Annotated in this window: 28 protein-coding genes; 10 read left to right on the top strand and 18 right to left on the bottom strand. The window is 67.6% G+C overall.

Features of this window, described 5'->3' with window-relative positions:
- Positions 1 to 45: 45 nt before the first annotated feature.
- Together panC and KF783_RS12415 are read left to right on the top strand one after the other, a co-directional pair.
- Positions 46 to 891, top strand: a complete 846-nt coding sequence (gene panC / locus KF783_RS12410) for a pantoate--beta-alanine ligase (protein ID WP_294079824.1) — start codon at positions 46 to 48, stop codon at positions 889 to 891.
- A gap of 104 nt (positions 892 to 995) precedes the next feature.
- Positions 996 to 1292 (top strand): hypothetical protein, encoded by a 297-nt coding sequence (locus KF783_RS12415; RefSeq protein WP_294079826.1) that lies wholly within the window; start codon positions 996 to 998, stop codon positions 1290 to 1292.
- A gap of 24 nt (positions 1293 to 1316) precedes the next feature.
- Here the strand turns inward: KF783_RS12415 and KF783_RS12420 are convergent, their stop codons facing one another.
- Positions 1317 to 3125, bottom strand: coding sequence for an ABC transporter ATP-binding protein/permease (locus tag KF783_RS12420; RefSeq protein WP_294079828.1), 1809 nt, complete (start codon positions 3123 to 3125; stop codon positions 1317 to 1319).
- 79 nt (positions 3126 to 3204) lie between these two features.
- Here KF783_RS12420 and KF783_RS12425 point away from each other — a divergent pair, with 79 nt between their 5' ends.
- On the top strand, positions 3205 to 3432 hold the full coding sequence (locus tag KF783_RS12425) for a hypothetical protein (protein WP_294079831.1): 228 nt from the start codon (positions 3205 to 3207) through the stop codon (positions 3430 to 3432).
- 26 nt (positions 3433 to 3458) lie between these two features.
- On the opposite strand, the gene KF783_RS12430 is transcribed toward KF783_RS12425, so the two are convergent.
- From KF783_RS12430 to crtY, 5 genes are read right to left on the bottom strand one after another with little or no spacing between them, the layout of a single operon-like run.
- Complete coding sequence (locus tag KF783_RS12430) at positions 3459 to 4403, bottom strand: phytoene/squalene synthase family protein (protein WP_294079832.1); 945 nt, start codon at positions 4401 to 4403, stop codon at positions 3459 to 3461.
- Entirely contained in the window at positions 4400 to 4981 is a 582-nt protein-coding gene (locus tag KF783_RS12435) for a TIGR00730 family Rossman fold protein (RefSeq protein ID WP_294079834.1), read from the bottom strand. Before KF783_RS12435 ends, KF783_RS12430 begins: the two co-directional genes overlap by 4 nt.
- Positions 4978 to 5376: a surface-adhesin E family protein gene (locus KF783_RS12440; RefSeq protein ID WP_294079836.1), complete on the bottom strand. Its 399-nt coding sequence runs from the start codon at positions 5374 to 5376 to the stop codon at positions 4978 to 4980. Before KF783_RS12440 ends, KF783_RS12435 begins: the two co-directional genes overlap by 4 nt.
- Positions 5373 to 6854 (bottom strand): phytoene desaturase, encoded by a 1482-nt coding sequence (locus KF783_RS12445; protein WP_294079837.1) that lies wholly within the window; start codon positions 6852 to 6854, stop codon positions 5373 to 5375. The genes KF783_RS12440 and KF783_RS12445 overlap by 4 nt, the downstream gene beginning before the upstream one ends.
- On the bottom strand, positions 6851 to 8011 hold the full coding sequence (crtY, locus tag KF783_RS12450) for a lycopene beta-cyclase CrtY (RefSeq protein ID WP_294079839.1): 1161 nt from the start codon (positions 8009 to 8011) through the stop codon (positions 6851 to 6853). The genes KF783_RS12445 and crtY overlap by 4 nt, the downstream gene beginning before the upstream one ends.
- A 101-nt stretch (positions 8012 to 8112) precedes the next feature.
- On the opposite strand from crtY, the gene KF783_RS12455 reads away from it, so the two are divergent.
- The gene (locus KF783_RS12455; protein ID WP_294079841.1) at positions 8113 to 8880 is read left to right on the top strand and encodes an SDR family oxidoreductase; all 768 of its coding nucleotides are present in this window, start codon (positions 8113 to 8115) and stop codon (positions 8878 to 8880) included.
- A gap of 27 nt (positions 8881 to 8907) precedes the next feature.
- Here the strand turns inward: KF783_RS12455 and KF783_RS12460 are convergent, their stop codons facing one another.
- Entirely contained in the window at positions 8908 to 9402 is a 495-nt protein-coding gene (locus KF783_RS12460; protein ID WP_294079843.1) for a TlpA disulfide reductase family protein, read from the bottom strand.
- Between the two features lie 112 nt (positions 9403 to 9514).
- Here KF783_RS12460 and argH point away from each other — a divergent pair, with 112 nt between their 5' ends.
- Genes argH through KF783_RS12485 form a run of 5 tightly spaced genes read left to right on the top strand, consistent with a single transcriptional unit; the run spans position 9515 to position 14104 of the window.
- The gene (gene argH / locus KF783_RS12465; protein ID WP_294079845.1) at positions 9515 to 10885 is read left to right on the top strand and encodes an argininosuccinate lyase; all 1371 of its coding nucleotides are present in this window, start codon (positions 9515 to 9517) and stop codon (positions 10883 to 10885) included.
- Between the two features lie 4 nt (positions 10886 to 10889).
- Entirely contained in the window at positions 10890 to 11129 is a 240-nt protein-coding gene (locus KF783_RS12470; RefSeq protein ID WP_294079847.1) for a hypothetical protein, read from the top strand.
- A gap of 10 nt (positions 11130 to 11139) precedes the next feature.
- Complete coding sequence (gene lysA, locus KF783_RS12475) at positions 11140 to 12399, top strand: diaminopimelate decarboxylase (RefSeq protein ID WP_294079849.1); 1260 nt, start codon at positions 11140 to 11142, stop codon at positions 12397 to 12399.
- A gap of 47 nt (positions 12400 to 12446) precedes the next feature.
- Positions 12447 to 13154: an NAD(P)-dependent oxidoreductase gene (locus KF783_RS12480; protein WP_294080031.1), complete on the top strand. Its 708-nt coding sequence runs from the start codon at positions 12447 to 12449 to the stop codon at positions 13152 to 13154.
- Positions 13151 to 14104 carry a CorA family divalent cation transporter gene (locus KF783_RS12485; protein ID WP_294079851.1) on the top strand — a complete coding sequence of 318 codons (954 nt, stop codon included), beginning with the start codon at positions 13151 to 13153 and terminating at the stop codon, positions 14102 to 14104. The genes KF783_RS12480 and KF783_RS12485 overlap by 4 nt, the downstream gene beginning before the upstream one ends.
- Here the strand turns inward: KF783_RS12485 and KF783_RS12490 are convergent.
- Complete coding sequence (locus KF783_RS12490) at positions 14076 to 14675, bottom strand: response regulator (RefSeq protein WP_294079853.1); 600 nt, start codon at positions 14673 to 14675, stop codon at positions 14076 to 14078. The two genes, KF783_RS12485 and KF783_RS12490, sit on opposite strands and share 29 nt — an antisense overlap.
- Before the next feature lie 119 nt (positions 14676 to 14794).
- Between KF783_RS12490 and KF783_RS12495 the strand changes: the two genes are divergently transcribed.
- Positions 14795 to 15862 carry a CaiB/BaiF CoA-transferase family protein gene (locus KF783_RS12495; protein ID WP_294079854.1) on the top strand — a complete coding sequence of 356 codons (1068 nt, stop codon included), beginning with the start codon at positions 14795 to 14797 and terminating at the stop codon, positions 15860 to 15862.
- A gap of 4 nt (positions 15863 to 15866) precedes the next feature.
- Here the strand turns inward: KF783_RS12495 and fliS are convergent, their stop codons facing one another.
- The 10 genes from fliS to KF783_RS12545 form a co-directional block, all read right to left on the bottom strand.
- Positions 15867 to 16253, bottom strand: a complete 387-nt coding sequence (gene fliS, locus KF783_RS12500) for a flagellar export chaperone FliS (RefSeq protein ID WP_294079855.1) — start codon at positions 16251 to 16253, stop codon at positions 15867 to 15869.
- A gap of 16 nt (positions 16254 to 16269) precedes the next feature.
- A complete protein-coding gene (gene fliD / locus KF783_RS12505; RefSeq protein WP_294079857.1) occupies positions 16270 to 17712 on the bottom strand; it encodes a flagellar filament capping protein FliD in 1443 nt (480 codons plus the stop codon).
- Positions 17713 to 17742: 30 nt separating this feature from the next.
- The gene (locus KF783_RS12510) at positions 17743 to 18885 is read right to left on the bottom strand and encodes a flagellar type III secretion system protein FlhB (RefSeq protein ID WP_294079858.1); all 1143 of its coding nucleotides are present in this window, start codon (positions 18883 to 18885) and stop codon (positions 17743 to 17745) included.
- Positions 18885 to 19658 (bottom strand): flagellar biosynthetic protein FliR, encoded by a 774-nt coding sequence (gene fliR, locus KF783_RS12515; RefSeq protein WP_294079859.1) that lies wholly within the window; start codon positions 19656 to 19658, stop codon positions 18885 to 18887. The genes KF783_RS12510 and fliR overlap by 1 nt, the downstream gene beginning before the upstream one ends.
- A gap of 130 nt (positions 19659 to 19788) precedes the next feature.
- The gene (gene fliQ, locus KF783_RS12520) at positions 19789 to 20058 is read right to left on the bottom strand and encodes a flagellar biosynthesis protein FliQ (RefSeq protein ID WP_294079861.1); all 270 of its coding nucleotides are present in this window, start codon (positions 20056 to 20058) and stop codon (positions 19789 to 19791) included.
- A 33-nt stretch (positions 20059 to 20091) separates the two neighbouring features.
- Positions 20092 to 20904 carry a flagellar type III secretion system pore protein FliP gene (gene fliP / locus KF783_RS12525; RefSeq protein WP_294079863.1) on the bottom strand — a complete coding sequence of 271 codons (813 nt, stop codon included), beginning with the start codon at positions 20902 to 20904 and terminating at the stop codon, positions 20092 to 20094.
- The gene (locus KF783_RS12530) at positions 20901 to 21152 is read right to left on the bottom strand and encodes a flagellar biosynthetic protein FliO (protein WP_294079864.1); all 252 of its coding nucleotides are present in this window, start codon (positions 21150 to 21152) and stop codon (positions 20901 to 20903) included. The genes fliP and KF783_RS12530 overlap by 4 nt, the downstream gene beginning before the upstream one ends.
- A gap of 13 nt (positions 21153 to 21165) precedes the next feature.
- Positions 21166 to 21456, bottom strand: coding sequence for a flagellar motor switch protein FliN (gene fliN, locus KF783_RS12535; protein ID WP_294079865.1), 291 nt, complete (start codon positions 21454 to 21456; stop codon positions 21166 to 21168).
- Positions 21453 to 22415, bottom strand: a complete 963-nt coding sequence (locus tag KF783_RS12540) for a flagellar motor switch protein FliM (RefSeq protein WP_294079867.1) — start codon at positions 22413 to 22415, stop codon at positions 21453 to 21455. The genes fliN and KF783_RS12540 overlap by 4 nt, the downstream gene beginning before the upstream one ends.
- Before the next feature lie 6 nt (positions 22416 to 22421).
- Positions 22422 to 23045 (bottom strand): flagellar basal body-associated FliL family protein, encoded by a 624-nt coding sequence (locus KF783_RS12545; protein ID WP_294079868.1) that lies wholly within the window; start codon positions 23043 to 23045, stop codon positions 22422 to 22424.
- Positions 23046 to 23049: the final 4 nt, after the last annotated feature.

The following is a 23049-nucleotide window of genomic DNA, read 5'->3' on the forward strand; positions in this document are numbered from 1 at the left end:
CATAGAAGGCCGCGCTTCCAAGTCCATATCCAAGGCCAATACCCAGTGCAAACCGTCCGTACCCTGTCCGAACTGCGCGATGCCATTTCGGGATTCCGCGCCGCAGGCGAGAGCGTGGCGCTGGTGCCGACGATGGGCGCGCTCCACGCCGGCCATATGGCGCTGGTCGCCGAGGCGAAGCTGGCGGCGCCGCGCGTCGTCGTGTCGATCTTCGTCAATCCCAGGCAGTTCGGCCCCAATGAGGATCTGGCCCGATACCCGCGCAAGGAGCAGGCGGATGCACGGATGCTGGCCGAGGCGGGGGTGGACGTGCTGTGGCTGCCCCCGGTCGAGGTGATGTATCCCGACGGCCACGCGACGACCATTTCGGTCTCCGGCGTCAGCGAGCCGCTGGACGGCGCCGCACGGCCCGGCCATTTCGACGGCGTCGCGACGGTGGTCGCCAAATTGTTCAACCAGGTCGCGCCCGACATCGCGCTGTTCGGCGAGAAGGATTTCCAGCAGCTCGCGGTGATCCGCCGGATGGTCGCCGATCTCGATTTTTCGATCGACATTCGCGGCGTACCGACCCAGCGCGACGATGACGGCCTCGCCTTGTCCTCGCGCAACGCCTATCTCGCGCCGGAGGACCGGGCGGCGGCGGTGGCACTTCCCCGCGCACTGGGCGTCGCGGCGCGCGCGATCGGCAAGGGTGAGGACGCGCGCACCGCGCTTGCGGCGGCACGCACGGCGCTGGAAAGCGCGGGATTCGACGTCGATTATGTCGAACTGGTCGATGCCGAAACGCTGGGCGACCCCATTCCCGGCCACGCCCGCCGGCTGCTCGCCGCCGCGCGGATCGGCGGCACGCGCCTGATCGACAACATCGCCGCCGACGAAAGCATCGGGTAACCGCGCCGGCCGGTTCGCACCCCAAAACGCCGTTAACGATTTGCTTACCATGTCTGCCCCACGTTGCGTCGCATGACGACACAGATCAAAAGTGGGGCAATGACATGGGCAACAGCATTAAGAGCGCACAGTTCCTGATCGACAGCCGGCTGGCCGACGCGGCCCGCGGCAATGCAGACGCGGCCTATGAACTGGGCATGGTCTATTCGAGCGGCGCGGCGGGGATCGACGTCGATCTGATCGAAGCGCACAAATGGTTCAACATCGCCGCCCTGAAGGGCAGCGACCGCGCGCCAGAGATGCGCGCCGAAGTGGCGGAAGAGATGACCGCCCGCGAAATCATCGAGGCACAGAAACAGGCCCGCGCCTGGTTGCAGATGACGATGCTGCGCGCCGCCTGATCGCGCGACGCACGCCTTTGGGGTTCAGGCCTCGACGGCTTCCCGCTCGGCCTGTTGCCGGGTCCACATTTCGGCATAGACGCCTTTCGCCGCGAGCAGGTCGCCATGCGACCCCTGCTCGGCGATGCGGCCATTTTCGAGCACGACGATGCGGTCGGCATGGACCACCGTCGACAGGCGATGCGCGATGACGATCGTCGTGCGCCCCCGCTCGATCGCCTCCAGCGTATCCAGGATCTCCGCTTCGGTACGGCTGTCGAGCGCGCTCGTCGCCTCGTCGAGGATCAGGATCGGCGGATCCTTCAGCAATGTCCGCGCGATCGCCACGCGCTGCTTCTCGCCGCCCGACAATTTCAGGCCGCGCTCGCCGACCCGCGTGTCATAGCCGTCGGGCAGGCTTTCGATGAAACCGGCGATGGCCGCGCCGCGCGCCGCCGCCCGGATCGCGTCCGGCCCCGCGCCCTCGCGGCCATAGGCGATGTTATAGCCGACCGTATCGTTGAACAGCACCGTATCCTGGGGGACGATGCCGATCGCACCGCGCAGGCTGGCCTGGGTGACGCGGGAAATGTCCTGCCCGTCGATCGTCACGCGCCCGCCGGTCAGATCGTAGAAGCGATAGAGGATGCGCGCGAGCGTGGACTTGCCCGCCCCCGACGGGCCGACGATGGCGACCGTCTGGCCCGGCGCGATCGTCAGGTCGATGCCCTTCAGAATGTCGCGCCCGTCCTCATATCCGAAGCGGACCCCCTCGAACCGTACCGCGCCGGCGGCGACATGCAGCGCGGGGGCGTCGGCCATGTCCTTTACCTCCGCATCGGTATCGATCAGGTCGAACATCGCGCCCATGTCGATGACCCCCTGGCGGATCGTGCGATAGACCCAGCCGAGCACGTCGAGCGGGCGGAACAGCTGGCTGAGCAGGGTCGAGACGAACACCACGTCGCCGGCGGTAAAGCGGCCGGTGGACCAGCCCCAGGCGACCACCGCCATCCCCGCGCCCAGCATCGTGTTGGTAATCAGCGCCTGCCCCATGTTGAGCCAGGCGAGCGAGTTTTCCGACTTCACCGCCGCCGTCGCATAGGCATCGACCGCGCGGGCATAGCGATCCGCCTCGCGCTTCTCGGCATTGAAATATTTGACCGTCTCGAAATTCAGCAGCGAATCGACCGCATGCGCGACCGCGCCGGTATCGAGGTCGTTCATCCGCTCGCGCAGCTTCGATCGCCAGTCGGTGACCCAGCGCGTGAACGCGATATAGATGACCACCATCGCGATCGTCGAGGCGACCAGCCACCATCCGAACTTGCTGCCGAAAATCTGGAGCACCAGCGCGAGTTCGAGGATCGTGGGGGCGATGTTGAACAGCAGGAAATAGAGCATCGTGTCGATGCTCTTCGTGCCGCGCTCCACCACCTTCGTCACCGCGCCGGTGCGCCGTTCGAGATGAAAGCGCAGCGACAGCTGGTGCAGGTGGCGGAACGTGATGACCGCAAGGCGCCGGGTCGCATCCTGCCCCACGCGCTCGAACACGGTGTTGCGCAGATTGTCGAACACGGTGGTGCCAAGCCGCGCGGCGGCATAGCCGACCGCCATCAGCACGACGAAGGTCACCGCGCCGCGATCGTTCAGCGCCATCGCGTCCACCGCCGCCTTCAGCGCATAGGCCGCGCCATAGACCTGAACCACTTTCGACAGCAGCACGAGAAACAGCGCGACGACGATGCGCAGCTTCAACCCCGGCGCGTTGGCGGGCCACATATAGGGGAGGAACCGCCGGAGCGTGGCGAACATCGGGCGTTCGCCGCCAGCGGGTGCGGTCTCAGGGGGCATGGGCCGCTATCTGGGGGGCCGGACGCGGCGATGCAACAAATCGCCTGCCCCAATCGTTAACGGGGCAAGGAGCGAGAGCATGGAACCGGTTTTCTACGTCATGGCAATTCTTGGTTGCAGCGACGGGCAGATGCAATGTCGCGAAGTGCGGACCGAGCCGACCCGTTACCAGAGCGCGGCGCAATGCCAGGCGGCGATGGTGCAGGTCCTGCCCCGGCACACCGACCTGATGTACCCCACCGTCGCCGCCGCCTGTCAGCAGCGCGGCCAGCAGATGGCGAAAGCGGACACGCGCGCGCGGGGCTGACCCGCCCGCCTATCTCCGCGAGATGTTCAGCGCGGACGCGTCCACAGTTCGGGCGCGCGCGTCCCTTCCCGATACCGCGAACGGCGCAGCGCCGCCTGGCCGAACGCCGTTGCGATCCAGCCCAGCTTCGCGATCGGCCCGGTGCCGGCGCGATGATCCCAGGCGTGATCGCCGCGCGCCGCCACCTCTTGCGCGATATCGCCATAGATTCCGGCGGCGGCGAGCACCGCCCATGCCGATCGGAAGCATAGGGCGGGCGTACCGAACCGCGCGCTCGCGGCATAGTCGCGCGCCATTTCCCCCAGCCATCGCGCCATGATGACAAGGCGCGGGCGAAAGGGCGGCTTCATATGCTGGCCGGGCGGAATATCCATCTCGACCAGCCATTCGACCGGCAGATAGCACCGGCCCATCCGGTCGTCCGCCTCGATATCGCGGGCGATGTTCGCGAGCTGAAACGCGATGCCAAGGTCGCAGGCGCGGTCCAGCGTCGCCTGGTCGTCGGGATCGATACCCATCACCACCGCCATCATGCACCCCACCGCACCCGCGACATGATAGCAGTAACGCAGCAGATCCGCCTCCGATCGCGGCCGCCAGTCGCGCGCGTCGAGCGCGAACCCGTCGATCAGATCCTGCGCAAAGCGATGCGGAAGCCGGGTCTCCGCCGCGACGATCTTCAACGCGTCGAATGCGGGGTCGCCGGTCCACTGGCCGGCCAGCGCCTGCGCGGTGCGCGAGCGGATCGTTTCGAGCCGGGCCGCCGGATCGGCGACCGGGCGCGCGTCATGCCCCAGCTCCTGTCCGTCGGCGAGATCGTCGCACGCCCTGCACCAGGCATAGAGCAGCCATGCGCGTTCGCGCGTCGCGCGATCGAACAACCGGCTGGCGGCGGCAAAACTGCGCGATCCGCGCGCGATGCTCGCCTGCGCGGCGGCGACGACCTCCGCGCGGGACGGGGCCGACGTCACAAATCCTTGCTGCCGATCTGTCCCACCGTCGTGGTCGGCACATGCGCGGCCATCCTGTCGAGCAGGCCGTTCAGCGTTTCATCGACGATCAGGATCGACTGATGCTGGGGGCGCAGGAAGCCGACATCGCCCATCGTCTTCACGAAAGTGATGAGGCCGTCGTAAAAGCCGGCGACGTTGAGCAGGCCCACCGGCTTGGCATGATAGCCGATCTGCGCCCAGCTCATCGCCTCCCACAATTCGTCCATCGTGCCGGTGCCGCCGGGCAGGGTGACGAAGCCGTCGGAAAGATCGGTGAACGCCTGTTTCCGCTCGTGCATCGTGCGCACGACGTGCAGTTCGGTACAGCCGCGATGCGCGACCTCGGCATCGACCAGTGCCTGGGGGATCACGCCGATCACCTCTCCGCCGGCCGCCAGCGCGCTGTCCGCCACCGCGCCCATCAGGCCCAGCCGGCCACCGCCATAGACGACGCCGATCCCGCGTTCGGCCAGCGCCCGCCCGACCGCGCGTGCGCTATCGACATAGACGGGGTCGCGCGGCGTTGCCGAACCGCAATAGATGGCGAGACGCTTCATTGCTTACACACCGTTTCCAGGACCCCGCTCAAAACGGTTTCCGGCGCGATCGGCTCGTAACTCGAATAGGATGGGGTGAACGAATTCATGACGGACCCGTCGGACCGATATTTGATTACGCTGATCAATTTATAGCTGTCCTGACTGCAATCGACGTAAATTAACTGCTTCACTTCTCGTTCGGGAACCGACTTTACAGCGCTGTAATCTGTTTTCACCCAAACCTTGATCACGTCCCTTTTATAGCCATCGCTCACCATCCGCATCGAATCGGTATCGATGTACCAAAGGCTTCCGTTCGAGCCGACGGATACAGCTTTCCACGTTGTCGCTTCCGCAGCGGAGCTGAACAGCAGTGACGGCGCGATCACGCTGAACATCGCGGCTCGATTCATCGCTCATTTCCCTCCAGCATCAGCGCGGCGGTGGCCTTGGCGCTGCCGACGACGCCGGGGATGCCGGCGCCCGGATGGGTGCCGGCACCGACGAAATACATGTTCGGGATCGATGGATCGCGGTTGTGCGCGCGGAAATAGGCGCTCTGGGTCAGGATCGGTTCGAGGCTGAACGCGCTGCCGAGATGAGCGTTGAGATCCTGTTCGAAATCGGCCGGCGCATAGCTGAATTTCGTGACGATGCGATCGTGAATGTCGGGAATCAGCCGCCGTCCGACCTCGTCCAGGATACGCTTTTCCAGGATCGGCGCGACTTCGTCCCAGTCGGCGGGGAACTTGCCGCGATGGGGGACGGGGGCGAGCGCGTAGAAGGTCGAATGCCCCTCCGGCGCCAGCGACGGATCGGTGACCGTCGGATGGTGGAGGTAGAGCGAGAAATCCTGGGAGAGCACGCCATGATCGTAGATGTCGGCGAGCAGCCCCTGATAGCGCGGGCCGAACAGGATCATGTGGTGCGGAATCCCGGGCCAGGTCCCCTTTACCCCGAAATGGACGAGGAAGAGCGAGGGCGAAAACCGCTTGCGCTCCAGCTTCGCGGCGGTGCGCTGGGCGCTGCGCGATCCCTTGAGCAGGTCGCGATAGCTGTGGACGATGTCGGCGTTGCTGGCGATCGCATCCGCTTCGAACCGGGTGCCGCTTTTGGTCACCACCGCCGTCGCCAGTTCGCCCAGCGTTTCGATCTGGACCACCGGATCGGCGAGGCGCAGCGTGCCGCCCAGCCGTTCGAACAGCGCGACCATGCCCGCGACCAGCCGGTTGGTGCCGCCCCGTGCGAACCAGACGCCGCCATCGCGCTCAAGCTTGTGGATCAGCGCATAGATCGAACTGGTGGTCATCGGATTGCCGCCGACCAGCAGCGTGTGGAAACTCAATGCCTCGCGCAGCTTCTCGTTCTTCACGAAGGTCGAAACCATCGAATAGACGCTGCGCCATGCCTGATATTTCGCCAGCGCCGGTGCCGCCTTCACCATTGATGCGAAGTCGAGGAAGGCGACATGGCCGAGCTTTTCATAGCCCTCGCGATAGACGCCCTCCGAATAGGCGAGGAAGCGGCGATAGCCGGCGATGTCCGACGGATCGAGCTTCGCGATCTCCCCCGAGAGCACCGCATCGTCATTGGTGTAATCGAAATTGGTGCCGTCGGCCCAGTTCAGCCGGTAGAAGGGATTGACCGGGATCAGCGTGACATCGTCGGCCATGTGATGGCCCGACAGCGTCCACAATTCCTCCAGCGCCTGGGGCGCGGTGATGACGGTGGGGCCGGCGTCGAAGGTGAAGCCGTCACGCTCCCACATATAGGCGCGCCCGCCCGGCCTGTCGCGCCCCTCCACCACCACGGTGTCGATGCCCGCCGACTGGAGCCGGATTGCGAGCGCAAGGCCGCCAAAGCCCGCGCCGATGACCACCGCCCGCTTCATGCCCGGCCCCGGATCGCGGCGATCGCCCGGCCAATCGGCACCGGCGGCCGCCCGGTGAGCACGCGCGCGCGATCGAGCAGGCTGGACTGGCCGGCATAGAAGCGCGCGATCAGCCCCGCATCAAGACGATAGAAACGTTCGAGGATGCGATAGCGTTCGGCGGGTTCGGCGGCGCGAAAAAGCATGGCCGACAGCATGCGATAGAAACCGCGCCGCCGCCACTGCCTGCGTGCATAGCCATGCGTCAGTTCGTGGAGCGCGGCGCCCGACAGGTCGCCCGCACCGGCGATCAGGCCGGCGAGCCGCACCGCATCGGGCAGCGAATAGCCGGTGACCGGGTGGAACAGGCCGGCGCGCATCCCGCCCTTGGCCACGCGATTGCCGCCCGAGCGCCAATATTCCTCGAAATCGCCGCCCATCGCGACCGGAAGCACGCCCGTTTCCTCACGCGTCACCACATCGACGGTGATTCCATGCGCCTGCGTCCACGCGTCGATCCGCCGCCCAAGCGCCGCCATGTCGATGTCGGGCGTATCGCTGTAATAGGTATCCTCGACGAACAGGCGGGTCGCGGCGAAGGGCAGCGCATAGACGAACCGATAGCCGTCCAGCTGGGTGACGGTGGCGTCCATCACCACCGGCCGCCGGAGCGCATGCGGTTCGGCGAGCGCGAGTTCGCGGCCCATGAATTTCTGCCAGCCCAGATCGAGCTTGGTCAGGTCGCCGGCGCCCCGGCAATCGATCACCCCGCCGGCCTCGATCCGGTCGCCATCGGCCAGCACCACCGCGCGCGCGCTGGCGCCCAGCACCTTGCGCCCCGTCATCAGCGCCTGGGGCGGCAGCGCGGCGCGGACGACCTGATCGAACCGTTCGGATTCGATCGAATAATAGGACGCCTTGAGCGTGCGGGCGTGATCGGGAAAGGCGACGTCGTAGCTGGTCCAGCCATAGGAGACGAGCGGGGCGACCAGCCAGCGATCGGCCTCCGCCACGTCGCTGGCGAAGAAGGACCACAGATGATTGCCGCCCAGCACCGGCGCGCCCTCGATCAGGCGCACGTCCAGTTCCGGCCGCTTCCGGCGCAGCGCGAGCGCGATCAGCCCGCCCGAAAGCCCTCCGCCGACGATGGCGACGTCGCAATGGATGATGGCTGGCATTCGCCGCCGCCTAGCGGATCGACGGGCATGGTTAAAGCCCCCTCGCCCCCGCGCGCGAACCTTTGCCGGCGCGCCGCGTTGGCGCGGTGAAGGAGCACGGCATGAAGGTGGCGGTGGTGACCGGCGGCGCACAGGGGATCGGGCGCGGGATCGTCGAACGGCTGATCGGCGAGCGATGGGCGGTCGCGGCGATCGATCTGGACCGGCAGGCGGTGAAGGAGCTGGCCGCCGCACACGCGCCGCAGCCGCTGCTGGCGCTGACCGCCGATGTCGGCGACGAGGACGCGGTGGCCGACGCCTTTGCGCGGATCGCGGCGTGGCGCGGCGATCTGAACGAAGACGGGATCGACCTGTTGGTCAGCAATGCCGGCATCGCCGATCCGGTGAGCGGCCCGATCGAGAAGCTGACCCTGGCCGGCTGGCGCGCATGGCAGGACAGCCATCTCACCGCCGGCTTCCTGATGACGCGCGGCGCGGTGCCGCTGCTGCGCGGGCGGCGGGGGGCGATCGTCTTCATCGCATCGACCCGCGCGATCCAGTCCGAGCCGGATTGCGAGGCCTATGCCGCCGCCAAGGGTGGCCTGTCCGCGCTGACCCATGCGCTGGCGATCAGCCTGGGGCCGGAGATTCGGGTCAATGCGGTTCTGCCCGGCTGGATCGAGACGGGGCCGTGGCAAAAGGCGTCGAAGCGCGAGGAGCCTGCACACCGCCCGGTCGATCGCGACCAGCATCCCGTCGGGCGCGTCGGCACGCCGGAGGATATCGCCGCGGCGGTCGCCTATCTGGCCGGTGCGGGCGCGGGGTTCGTCACCGGCCAGCAACTGGTGGTGGATGGCGGAATGACGCGCAGGATGATCTATGCCGAATGATCGGCGGCGATCGGTCGGGGTGGCGATTCAGCCAGCCTCGGCCAGCCAGGCCCTGGCCGTCTCACCGTCCCATTCCATGTCGCCCGACACCCGCCACACCTCCTTGCCCGCCGCATCGTAGAGGATGGTGGTGGGCAGATTGACGCCATAGCCGGTCGAAAAGCGCACTTCGGGATCGAGATAGGGTTTGAGCGCGGTGAACTTCGCCTTGTCGAAGAACGGGCCGACCTTGGCCGCGCCCTCCAGATCCTGGCTCAGCACCACGACCTGAAGCGCATCGCCCTGGCGCGCGGCGAGCCGGTCGAGCGTCGGCATTTCACGCACGCAGGGCGCACACCAGGTCGCCCACAGGTTGAGCAGCAGCGGCTTGCCGCGAAACGCCGCAAGCGTCACCGGCTTTCCCGCCGGATCGAGAAAGGCGTGATCGGGCGCGGCCTCCCCCCGGTGCGTGCGGTCGATCGTCCCGATTCGCTCGGGCGCATCGCTGGCATTGCCGGCATCAGCGTCGCTTTGCGCGGTCATGGTTTCGGTTGCTTGCCCGTCGGCCTGCTTGGGCCTATCGCAGCCCGCACATCCAAGGGCGAGCAAGGCAGGGAGAAGCGCGATCGTCGAGCGCAAGACAGGCTCCAATTCCATGTGGGGCGGGCGCTTCGCCGAAGGCCCGTCATCGGTGATGCGCGAGATTAACGCGTCGATCCCGTTCGACAAGCGAATGTGGCAGCAGGACATCGCGGGATCAAAGGCGCATGTCGCGATGCTCGGCGAACAGGGGATCGTTTCGGCGGCGGACGCGGAGACGATTTCGGCGGGGCTGGACGCGGTGGCGGCGGACTATGCGCGCGACGGCGTACCGGAGGACCTGACGCTCGAGGATATCCACATGCTCACCGAATCGCGGCTGGCGGAAAAGATCGGGCCGGTCGCCGGACGGCTGCACACCGCGCGCAGCCGCAACGATCAGGTCGCGACCGATTTCCGCCTGTGGGTGCGCGATGGCGTGGACCAGGTGCTGGCCGCGCTCGACGCGCTTCGCCTGGCGCTGCTCGATCGCGCGGAGGAGCATGCCGACAGCGTGATGCCGGGCTTCACCCATCTGCAAAGCGCGCAGCCGGTAACGCTCGGCCATCACCTGATGGCCTATTTCGAGATGGTCGGCCGCGACGTCTCGCGCTTCACCGACGCGCGGGCGCGGATGAACCTCTGCCCGCTCGGATCGGCGGCGCTGGCCGGGACGGGCTTTCCGCTCGACCGCGCGGCGACCGCCGCCGCGCTGGGCTTTGACGGCCCGACGCGCAATTCGCTGGACGCGGTCAGCGACCGGGATTTCGCGCTCGACTATCTGATGGCGGCGGCGCAGTGCAGCCTGCATCTGTCGCGCCTGGCCGAGGAATTCGTGATCTGGGCCAGCCAGCCCTTTGGCTTCGTGAAACTGTCCGACCAATGGTCGACCGGCAGTTCGATCATGCCGCAAAAGCGCAACCCCGACGCCGCCGAGCTGGTGCGCGGGCATAGCGGGCGGATCGTCGGATGCCTGACCGCGCTGATGATCACGATGAAGGGCCTGCCGCTCGCCTATTCGAAGGACATGCAGGACGACAAGCCACCGGTGTTCGAGGCGCACGACCTGCTGGCACTGTCGATCGCGGCGATGACCGGGATGGTCGAGAGCGCGACGTTCCGGATCGAGCGGATGCGCGCGCTGGCCGAATCGGGCTTTGCCACCGCCACCGACCTGGCCGACTGGCTGGTGCGCGAAGCGGGCATCCCGTTTCGCGAGGCGCACCATATCACCGGCCGCGCGGTCGCGACGGCGGAGGCGAAGGGTGTGCGGCTGGACCAGTTGGCGCTTGCGGACCTGACCGCGATCGACCAGCGTATCGACGACCGCGCGTTCGGCGTCCTGAGCGTTGATGCGTCGGTGGCGAGCCGCACCAGTTTCGGCGGCACCGCCCCGGCGCAGGTGCGCGCGGCGATCGCGGCGGCACGCGCCGCACGGGAGGCGTAAGAGCATGCGGAAGCTGTGGATAGTGGCACTGGCGATCGGGCTGGCGGCATGCGGCAACAAGGGCCAGCTGAAACCCGCCGAGGGTGCGTCGCTTCCGCCCAAACCCTATGGGTCGGTCGCGACCCCGGCGCCTGCCGACCTGCTGACCGCCCCGCCCCAAACCCGACCGACGCGCAGCGACGAAGTGCTGCGCAGCTCAGAGGAACGCCGCGGCGACGAATTCGACCTGCCGCCGCAAAGCTGAAAAGACCCCGATGGACCATTTCAATCGCAGGAACGGCGTGCTGCACGCCGAGGACGTGTCGATCGCGCGCATCGCGCGGGAGGTCGGCACGCCCGTCTATATCTATTCGACCGCGACGCTGGAGCGGCACGCCCAGGTGCTGAAGGCGGCGCTGGCCGATCTGCCCCGCGTGCATATCGCGTTCGCGATCAAGGCGAACCCCAACCTGGCGGTGCTCGGCGTGCTGGCGCGCAACGGCTATGGCGCCGATGTCGTGTCCGGCGGCGAGCTCAAGCGCGCGCTGGCGGCGGGGATGAAGGCGGAGGACATCGTCTTTTCGGGCGTCGGCAAGACGCGCAGGGAGCTTCAGCTGGGCCTGGATGAGGGGATCGGCCAGTTCAACCTGGAGCTGGAGGAGGAGGGCGAGGTGCTCGCCGACCTCGCTCACGCCCAGGGCAAGGTCGCGCCGGCGGTGCTGCGCGTGAACCCCGATGTCGATGCCGGCACCCACGCGAAGATTTCGACCGGCAAGGCCGAAAACAAGTTCGGCGTGGCGATCGACCGCGCGCCCGACATCTTCGCGCGGCTCGCCCGGCGCCCGGGGCTGAACCTGCGCGGGGTGGCGATCCATATCGGCAGCCAGCTGAAGGAACTGGCCCCGCTGGAGGCGGCGTACCGGCGCGTCGGGGAACTGGTCGCGCAATTGCGCGCGGCGGGCCACACGATCACCCATGTCGATCTGGGCGGCGGACTGGGTGTCCCCTATCATCCCGGCGAGCAGGTCTCCTCGGCCGAGGCGTTCGGCGCGATGGTGAAGCGGGTGACCGCCGGCTGGAACGTCACGTTGATGTTCGAACCGGGCCGTTTCATCTGTGGCAATGCCGGCGTGCTGGCGACCGAAGTGATCTGGGTGAAGCCGGCGACCGGCCACCCCTATGTCATCGTCGATGCGGCGATGAACGATCTTGCCCGCCCGGCACTGTACGACGCCTATCACGGGTTCGAGGCGGTCGAGCCGAGCGGGGAGCGGTTCGTCGCGAACATCGCCGGGCCAGTGTGCGAAACCGGCGACACCTTTGCGATGGGGCGCGAGATCGATCTGGTGAAATCGGGCGATCTGGCGGTGTTCCGCACCGCGGGCGCCTATGGCGCGACGATGGCTTCGACCTATAACAGCCGGCCGTTGGTGCCGGAGGTACTGGTATCGGGCGATCGCTACGCGGTGGTCGCCGATCGCATCCAGGCCGAAACGATCATGGGCGCCGAACGCGTGCCGGAGTGGGCGCGGTGAGGCAGTCCGGCCTGCCCGTCTTCCTTCGCGTCGACGGGCAGCCGGTGATGCTGGTCGGCGATGGCGACGCCGCAGATGCCAAGCGGGCGCTGCTCGATCGCGCGGGCGCCCGGATCGTCGATGAGGACGCATCCGATGCCCGGGTCGCGCTGATCGCCTGTCCGGAACCCGATGCGGTGGCGGCGCGGCTGAAGGCGCGCGGCATGCTCGTCAACGTCGCCGACCGGCCCGATCTGTGCGACTTCACCCTGCCCGCGATCGTCGAGCGCGCGCCGGTCACGATCGCGATCGGCACCGGCGGCGCGTCGGCGGGGCTGGCGGCGGCGCTGCGCCAGCGGCTGGAGGATCTGATCCCCCAATCGCTGGGGCAGCTGGCACAGGCGCTGGCGGCGGCGCGCGGGGCGATCCGCGCACGCTGGCCCGATGGCGGCACGCGGCGACGGGCGATCGGCGCGGCAATGGCCGGCCCGCTCGATCCGCTGCGCGATCAGCCGGAGGGTGCGGTGGATCGCTGGCTGGCGGGCGACGGCGCCGATCCCGCGCGCATCGTCCGTATCGCCCTGCGCTCGGCGGATCCCGACGATCTGACCCTGCGCGAAGCCCGCTGGCTGGCGCAGGCGGACCGGGTGAGCCATCGTGGCGACGTGCCGCCGGAGATCCTGACCCGCGCGCGCGCCGACGCCGCGCGCCTGACCTGCCCGGCCGCGCCGACGGGGCTGCCGGGCCTCACCGTCGATCTGGAGACACCCCGATGAGCGGTTTCGGCTATGTCGTGTCGGCGGGCGGAGTGCGCGCGCTCGAACCGCATGAGGCGGTCGCCGCGCACGGCGATTTCATCTGGATCCACCTCACCTCCCGCGACGAGGAGGTGCAGGCATGGCTGCGCGACCATGCCCGGCTCGACCGCTTCACCATCGACGCGCTCACCGCGCTGGAAACGCGCCCGCGGTGCGACCAGATCGGCAGCGCCGCGATCCTGAACCTGCGCGGCATGACGCGGGCGACGATGCAGAGTTCCGATCCGCTCGCGTCGATCCGGCTCCACGCCGACGGCCGGCGCGTCTATTCGGTGACGCGCCTGCCGCTCGACGCGATCGACGCGGCGCGCAAGGCGATCGAGGGCGGGTCGATCGAGGATGCCGGCGACCTGATCGCGAGGCTCGCCGAAGCGATTACCGAACAGCTCGATCCCGAGGTCGCCGATCTGGGCGACTCGCTCGACCTGTGCGAGCAGCAGCTGGACGCGCATCAGGCGTTCGAGCTGCGGCGTAACGTCAATATCGCGCGGCGCACCGCGATCGGCTATCGGCGCTTCCTCTATCCGCAGCGGATCGCGTTGGAAAAGCTGGCGGCGCTGGAGGTGGGGTGGCTGTCCGACGACGATCGGCTGCACATCGCCGCCGCGGCCGACCGCGCCGCGCGCATGGCCGAGGAGCTGGAGAGCATCCGCGAGCGCGCCGCGCTGATCCATGAAACGCTGACCGACCTGCGTGCCGAACTGATCGACCAGCGGTCGCTGCTGATTGCGGTGGTGGCGATGATCTTTCTGCCGCTCACCTTCATCACCGGGCTGTTCGGGATGAATGTCGATGGCATCCCCTATCAGCATCACGCCGGGTCGTTCTGGGCGATCACGATCTTCAGCCTGCTGATCGCCGCCGGCGTCGGCGGGTGGTTCATCCGGCGGCACTGGTTCCGCAACTGAGCCGTTCGACCTTTTCGTTGAGCGCGTGGATCGAGCTGACGAGCCGCGCGCGATCGGCGCGGGTGACGGCGAGTTCGGTTCGCGCCTCGCCCAGTTCGATGGCGCGCGCGGCGATTCGCGCGTCCAGCGAGGCGACCGCGCGCTTCAGTTCGGCGAGGCGGGCGGCACGATCGAGCGTGCGTTCGATGCGCGCGGCCAGCACGTCGAAATCGAACGGCTTGGCGACATGGTCGTCGGCACCGGCGGCCAGCGCCTCGACCGCACCGGCGGTGTCGCTGCGTGAGGTGACCATGATCACCGGCAGGTCGGCGGTATCGGGCGCTGTGCGAATCTCGGTCAGCACCTCTACCCCCGACATCCCCGGCATCATCATGTCGAGCAGGACGAGATCGAAACCGCGCCCGGCGATCAGGTCGAGCGCTTCGCGCCCATTGTCGCTGAGCACCGCCAGATAGCCCAGTCCGCCGAGGCGATGGCCGATGACGTGCAGATTGGTCCGGCTGTCGTCCACCACCAGGATCGAACAGGCGCCGCGCCGGCGCGCGAGAGCGGTTGAGGTCGCGATGCGCATGCCGCCACCCTAGCCCGGGACGGTCACGATCCGGTTAACGCGCCGCCAACCATGATCGCTCCGTGCATTGCGTCGCCGCGCCCGAGCGGGCAGCATCGCGGCATGCAGGAATCGCACGGATGACCGCCCCGCCGCCGTTGAAGGGCGTCCGCATCGTCGAGATCGACGCGATCGGCCCGGTGCCGTTCGCGGCCATGCTGCTCGCCGATCTGGGGTGCGAGGTGGTGCGGGTGACGCAACCGGAATCGAACGCGGATGCGATCGTGCCGGCGCTGTATCGCGGGCGCCGCAACGTGACGCTCGATTTCCGGCACCCCGCCGCAATCGCCGAACTGCTCGACCTCACCGCCCATGCCGACGGGCTGGTTGAGGGGATGCGGCCAGGCTTTATGGAATCGCTCGGCCTTGGCCCGGCGCAATGCCGCCGGCGCAACCCCAGGCTGGTCTATGGCCGCGCGAGCCAATGGGGGCAGGACGGACCGCTGTCGGGACGGCCGGGCGCGGACATCAACGTGCTGGCGCTGACCGGCGCGCTGCACGCGATCGGCGGGCCGGACGCCCCCTCCGTGCCGCTCAACCTGATCGGCGATCATGCCGGCTGCGCCCTGTTCCTGGCGCTGGGAATGGTCGCCGGCGTCCTGGGCGCGCAGGCGACCGGCCAGGGCCGGGTGGTGGACGCGGCGGCGCTGGACGGGGTGACGACGCTGATGGCGCTGACCCACAGCCTGTTCGCATCGGGCCGCTGGGCCGACCGGCGCGGCGCGAATGTCGTCGATGGCGGCGCGCCCTTCTACCGCACCTATGCCTGCGCCGACGACCGGCATGTCGCGGTCGGCGCGATCGAACCGGGCGCGTTCGCGAAACTGTGCGAGGGGCTCGCCATCGATCCGGCGAAGGTCCAGCAGTTCGATCGCGCCGGATGGCCGGCGATGGCGGCGGCGTTCGCCGCGCGCTTTGCCCGCGAACCGCGCGACGCATGGACCCGGCGCTTCGCCGACGGCACCGCATGCGTCACGCCGGTGCTGTCGCTGGGCGAGGCGGCGCGCGATCCCGGCGTGGTCGCGCGGCTTCCGGTCGCGGCGGGGCCGGGCGGGGCGGCGAGCGCGCCGCTGTTTCAGCCGCGCACGGGAATCGCGGGTCCGCCCCAATCGGCGGAGATTGCGGAAATCCTGGCGCGCTGGCGCTGAAGGTTCAGGCGGCGCGCGCCTGGTTCCAGGCGTCGGCGATCTCTTCAAGATCGTCGGCGACCGCGCGGAACGGCGCGGGATCGCTGCCCAGGCTGGAATTCACGATCTGCGATCGCAGGCCATGATACAGCGTCGCCAGCGTGCGCGACACCTCACCGCCGCGTTCGAAATCCAGCCCGGATTCCAGGCCGAACAGGATCGCCGTCGCGCGCGAGAGCCGCTCGCTCTTCACCGCCGTCTGCTTGCGTTCGGTGGCGAAGGCGGCAGAGCGGAGCGCGGCGATGCACTCCTTGTACATCAACTCGACCAGCTGGTGCGGATCGGCGGCGGCGGTGCGGCCCACCGCGTCGATCGTGCGATAGGTGGCGGCGGCGTCGGTGGTGAGGCGCATGGGAGCGGTCATGGCGTCAATTGCTCTCGCTGTTCCATGCCTTGATCTGGTTTTCGAGGAAGGTCATCGTCGACTTGTAGGCCGCGACCTTCGCATCCATCGCCGCGAATTGCTGGGTCATCCGGCTGCGCAGATTGTCCGCATCGGCCAGCGCCTTGGTCTTCTGATCGCCCAGATCCGCCTTCGCCTTGCTATAGGTGATCTCGCTCGCGCCCAGGCCGCGTACCGTGCTGACCGCATTGGTCGAGATCGAATCGACGGCGGCGGCAAGGCCGTTGCGCACGCCGAGCGCGCCGGCGCTGTGGGCGGCGAACATCTTTTCGATCGCTTCGGGATAGCTGGCCATCGCCGAATTGAGCGTCGCGGTATCGAGGCTGAGCGAGCCGTCGCGATTGGTCTTGACCCCGATCTCGGCAAGCGTTTTCGGCCCCGTGACCGAATCCGGCAGGAGCTGGGTCAGGGTCAGGCCCTGTAGCTGGCGGCGCAATGTCTGGGCCGCCATGTCACCACGCAGCGCGCCGGTCGTGGAATTCAGGTCGGTCTGAAGCGCGGTGTAGATCTGGTTATAGGTATCGACGACGTCCTGCACGGCCTGGATCAGTGCGGTGGACGACTGGGTCTTTCCGATCGTGACCACGGTCCCCGGCTGGGCGGAGGCCAGTTCGAGCTTCACGCCGGGGACGAGATCGGAAATCGTGTTCGTATCGCGCTTGATCTGCACCCCGTCGATCGCGACCAGCGCGTCGGCGGCAGCGCTGCCGATCGTGGTGCCGGACGCGCCGACCCCGATATTGAGCGCGGCGAGGCCGGCATGCCCCGGCGTTTCGGTCGCGGTGAGGGTAAAGGCGCGTTCGGCCCCGGTCGCACCCTTGACGACCAGCCGCGATCCGGCGCTGTCGGTCAGGATCGACGCGGTGACGCCGGCCCCCGCGCCGTTGATCTTCGCGACGATGCCCTCAAGCGAGGAATCGGCGGCGTCGATGGTGATGTCGATCGGGGCGTCCGATCCGGCGACGAAGCCGGTCATCGCGCCGTTCGATACCGTGGCGGTGCCAAAGGTGAGGGTGAGCTTTCCCTGCCCGATCGCCGCCGTCTTGCTGGCGACCGGCGCGGTCGAGGCGCTCTGGGCGGCGGCGATCTGGCGCACCTCGATCTGGGCGCCGAGCGCGGTGAGATTGGCCCCGGCGATCCGCGATACGCCCAGGATCGACGGGTTCGAGCTGGTCGGCTGGGTCGCCAGCGTCCCGCCACGGGTGAGCGTGTTGAGCGCGCTGGCGAACGTCGAGATGTTGCTCTTGTGCGTGGTGGCGGCGGTGATCTGCGCCGTCAGCGTTTCCTCACGCTTGGCGATGGTGTCGTTCTTGAGCTCGAATTGCGCATCGACCAGGCTCTGGACGAGTGCATTCGTGTCGATTCCCGACCCGGTCCCAAGCGTCTTGGCGATCGATTCAATGGTCATGCGCGTCCCCTGTACCTGGGTTAACGGCCGTCATCGCGCCGGCTTTAGCGCGGTTTGCACGCCATGTTCGTCGAACAGCGCGGTTTCCGGAACGGTGACGTTCGGCACGCGGCCGCCCGCGCGCCGATCGATTCCGAAGACGAAGGCAAGCACGGTCGCGACCGCCATGTACAGATCGTCGCGGATTTCCTGATTCTCGCGGCTGGTGAAGTAGATGGCACGCGCCAGCGGCGGCAGTTCCAGGCGCGGCACCGACAGTTCGTCGGCGAGTTCGCGGATCGCCAGCGCGATTTCGCCACGCCCCTTCGCGACGACCACCGGCACCTGATCCTTGCCGCTGTCATAGCGCAGCGCGACCGAGAAATGGGTCGGGTTGGTAAGCACGACATGCGCGCCTTCCAGCTTGGTGCGCAGCCCGCCCTTCGCCATTTCCCGCTGGCGCTGGCGCTGCGCCGACTTGGCCTCGGGCGAGCCTTCGGTCTGCTTGTGCTCGTCCTTCACCTCCTGAAGCGACATTTTGAGCCGCTGGAAGTGACGAAAGATCTGGATCGGCAGATCGACGCCGGCGATCAGCAGCAATCCGCCCGCCATCACGAAGATCAGCGTCGCGAACGTGTCGCCGAGCGCCTTCACCGCCTGGCCGATATCGGACGAGACAAGGCCGATGGTCGGCGCCGCCGACCCCCACAGCATCCACGCGCCCATCCCGCCGAGCAGGACGACCTTCAGCAGCGACTTGCCCAGTTCGATCCAGCCATTGGTGCCAAAGATCCGCTTGAGGCCCGAGCCGGGGTTGACGCGGCTGCCCTTGGGCGCGAGCAACTTGCCGTTGAAGTGCAGCGCGCCGAGCACCGCCTGGCTGGCGATCGCGCCGACAAAGGCGAGGGCGAGCAGCGCGGCAAGCGACGGGGCGAGCTTCCACCCCGCAATCTCAAGCGCCTTGAGCGGCTGAAAGCTCTCGATATCGTCGCGGCCGAAGGTGAAGCTGGCGGCCATCACCTCCTTGATCGCGCCCAGCAGCTGCGGCCCCATCAGCATCATCCAGCCACAGCCGAGCAGGACGATCAGTGCCGCGCCGAAGTCGCGCGATTTGAGAAGGTCGCCATCCTCAAGCGCCTTTTGCTTGCGCTTGGGTGTTGGTGCTTGTGTCTTTTCGCCCGCGCTCTCCGACATCAGCCGAGCACCAGCGTCCGGGCCGCATCGAGCGCCTCGCGCACGATCACCATCATGTAATCGCCCATCGCGGGCATGCCGACCAGCAGCGCCAGCACGCCCATGGCGAGGCTGGCGGGGATGCCGATCGCGAACAGGTTGAGCGCCGGCGCCGAACGCGAGAGCATGCCGACGACGATGTTGAGGCAGAGCAGCAGAAAACCGACCGGCAGCGCGAGCAGCAGCCCGGCAAGAAACGCATAGCCGCCGAACAGAACGATGTTCATGAGCTTGCCCGGCGCGAGCCACGCCTGTCCCGGCGGCAGCAGCTCATAGGAACGCACCACCAGATCGACCAGCACGAGATGCCCATCGACGGCCAGGAACAGCAAGGTGAGCAGCACGGTGAGGAACTGACCGAGCGCCGGGGTGGCCTGGCCGCTCTGGGGGTTGATCGCGGTGGCGAAGGACAGCCCCATCGACACGCCGATCACCTCACTGGCGACGAGCGGTGCCGCGAATGCGATCTGGACGATGAAACCGAGCGCGAGGCCGACCAGGAGTTCGCCGGCGATCGACACGAAGGTCGTGAAGGCAAAGATTTCGGCGGGCGCCTGGACCGGCGCCGCGTTCATCGACAGGATGCCGACCGCGGCGGTGAGCAGGATGCGCACGTTGAGCGGCACCGAGACGGCACCGAACACCGGCGCGGCGACGAACGCCGCCCCGACGCGCACCATCGTGAAGAGCAGCGCCCAGAGCTGTGGCTCGATCGAGAGGCCGAAGCCCATCATCGGCTATGGTCTGCGCTCGCGGGAGCGGGACCAGCCGACGCCACCACCCGGCCGTCGGCCAGGACATTCATATGGGTGACCGGGTGGGGGAGCGGGCTGGCACCGCTGTTCGGCAGAGCCGACTCACCGGTCATCTCACCAAATCCGGAATGCGTTCGAAAATGCCGGTCGTGAAATCGCCGAGCAACGTCATGATCATCCCGCCGAAGATGACCAGGCTGACGCCCACGATCATCAGCTTGGGAACGAAGGTGAGCGTCTGTTCCTGGATCGAGGTCGCCGCCTGCACCATGCCGAGGATCAGGCCCGACAGCAGCGCCGGGATCAGGATCGGCGCGGACGCGAGCGCAAGCACCCACAACGCTTCGCGCGCGACGGTCAGGAAATAGTCAGCGTCCATTTGTTTGATCCTTGTGCGGCACCGGCGCGCGGGTCACGTACTGAAACTCGATGCGAGGCTGCCCATCGTCAGCGCCCAGCCATCGACGAGCACGAACAGCAGCAGCTTGAACGGCATCGAGATGATGGTCGGCGACATCATCATCATGCCAAGGCTCATCAGCACGGTGGCGACGATGAGATCGATGACGATGAACGGCAGGAAGATCAGGAAACCGATCTGGAACGCGGTCTTCAACTCGCTGGTGACGAAGGCGGGCAGCAGGATCGAGAAGGGCGTATCCTTCGGATCGGCGATCGCGCCGGTCTTGGCGATGTCGGCGAACATGGTGACGTCCTTCACGCGCGTCTGCTTGAGCATGAAGGCGTGGAGCGGCTCGCCGGCCTTGGCGATCATTTCCGTCGCGCCGATGCGGCCGGCCGCATAGGGCTGGATCGCGGTGGCGTTCATCTGGTTGATCGTCGGCGCCATGATGAAGAAGGACAGGAACAGCGAGAGCCCGACCAGCACCTGGTTCGGCGGCGTCTGTTGCAGCCCCAGCGCCTGGCGCAGGATCGCCAGCACGATGATGATGCGGGTGAAGCTGGTCATCATCAGCAGGATGCCCGGCAGCACCGTGAGCAGGCCCATGATGATGAGGACCTGAAGCGACAGCGACAGCGGCGCATCGCCACCGCCCAGATCGCCGAGCGCGCGATCGACCGCATCGCCCATGCCGGGCGGCGGGGCGGCGGCGGGGGCGGCCACGGGCGGCGGCGCCGCCTGTGCGAACGCCGGCGCGACGAGGAACAGCGCGAGCGCGAGCGCCCCCAGGATCAGCGCGAAATGGCGCAGATTGGCGCTCATCCGTCGATCCGGTCGATCAGGCTGACGCCGTTGCGGCTGACCGAAACGAGCAGACGGCGCCCCTCGACCTCCAGCACCGCGATGCGGGTGCCGGTCGATACCATCATCGTTTCGCGAACCTTCAGCAGGCGGTCACCCTGGTTACCCGGCAGCCGTGCCTCCAGCTTGCGCCAGAGATAGAGGCAGCCGATCAGCAGGCCGCAGACCAGCGGCAGCAGCACCACCAGCTTGAGGATGTAGGACCACATCATCGGATCGGCCTCAGCCCCGCTTTTCGGGCGAGACCAGTTCGGTCATGCGCACGCCGAACTTGTCGCCGACGGTGACGACTTCGCCACGGCCGATCAGCGTGCCGTTCACGAATACGTCGAGCAGCTCGTCCGCCTCGCGATCCAGTTCGATGACGCTGGTTTCGCCCAGCGCGAGCAGTTCGCGCAGCGTCAGCGTCGTCGATCCGATTTCGACCGTCAGCTTGACGCCGACATCCTGGAGGAGGTGAAAGTTGCTCGCCGCAGCCGTTTCGGCGGCGAAGCTGCCGGTCATGTCGTTCATCGTGCGTCCTCGAGTGAAAGCGGTTCGAATGTGGTCATGCGGATCGCGGCGCGGCCGTTGGCGGTGCCGACGGTGCCGTTGCCGAGCTTCTGGTTACCGACCATCACCGGCACGTCGGGGCCGAACGCGATCGGGATGACGTCGCCCGGCTTGAGCGCGACGAGGGTCGGAAAGGGGACGACCGGTTCGGCCAGCACCGAGCGGACCTGGAGCTTGACGCCCAGCACCGCGCGGGTCAGTCCGTTGCGCCATTCCGGCTCGACCTCCGGCTCACCGCCGATCACCTTCGCCGTGAGCGAGGGGGTGTAGGGCTTGAGCGCGGAAACCGGGTACAGGATGTCGATCCAGTGCGGCTTCACGCTGTCGGACCCGACGCCGAGCCGGGTGACCACCATCGGCTCGCCCGCATCGAGTTCGGGCGCGACCGAGAACGGGGTTGCCGCGGGCGCGGGTTCGAACGCGATCCGCGCCAGCATTTCCCAGGCCGGGCCGAGCTGGCCGGCGATCGCGCCTGCGATGCGGTTGAGCAGCGTATCGGCCGATCCGGTGAATTCGGTGGGCAGCGGGTGCGGCGCCTCGCCATCGCCACCAAAGAAACGGTCGAGCATTTCGAGCGCGAACTTGCCATCGACGACGATCAGCGCGCGCCCGCGACCCGGCGTCATCGCCAGCGGGAGCCAGGCGGTGAGGCCATCGGGGCGTTCGCCGCGATAATCGCCGAACCGCTGGACCGCGAGCGGCTCTGCCCAGCAGCGCGCGCCCTCGCCGACCAGCGGCTCGAAGACCGATTTGAGCGTCTTGGCGATTCGCGCCGTCAGATGCTGCACCCCATGCAGATCGCCGAACGGATTGAGCGCGACCGCGCCCAGCGCGGGCGCGTGTTCCGCGCCCGCGCGGGCGCGTTCGCGCCGATCGGTGGCCTCTTGCTCGGTGGCAGGATCTGAAGGGCTGTTAACCATGCCCGTTCACTGAACAATGAAATTGGTAAAGTAGACGTTACTAACGCCGCCAAAGCCCTCTTTTTCTTTCAAAACGCCATTGATCGCGACCGCGAGCCGCTTTTGCAGCGCCTTTTTCCCATCGGCGCTGAAGACGTCATCCTCGCTGGTTTCGCCCAGCGCCATCAGCACGGCGGAGCGCACCGCCATTTCGTGCGTCTTCAGATTCTCGATCACGCGATTGTCATAGGGCGTGGAGATCGCGATCCCGATCTGGATGAAATGGACGCTTTCACGCAGGTTGGAGGTAAACTCCTTTTCCATGGCGTAGTAGGTCGAGGCGTATTTGTCGCCGCCCGACCCCTTGGGCGTGGGCAGGCCACCGCCCGCGCCGCCTTCGCCGCCCTCGCCCCCGCCTTCACCCTTGACCGAGGCGCGGACTTCCTCGCTCTTCGGCACCAGATGCGGCTGATCCGGGGCGGCGGCTTCGGCATGGGCGCCGCCGCCGCCGATCAGGCCGGAACTGGCCGCATAGAGGCCGCCGCCGACGCCGCCGCCCACCAGCACCACCAGACCGGTGCCGATCAGCACCCATTTCATCGCGCCGCCCTTTTTCTTTTTCGGCGCGGCTTCCGCCTTGTCGTCACTCATCGTT

Origin of the sequence: Sphingomonas sp., assembly GCF_019635455.1 — a bacterium.
GTDB lineage: Bacteria > Pseudomonadota > Alphaproteobacteria > Sphingomonadales > Sphingomonadaceae > Sphingomonas.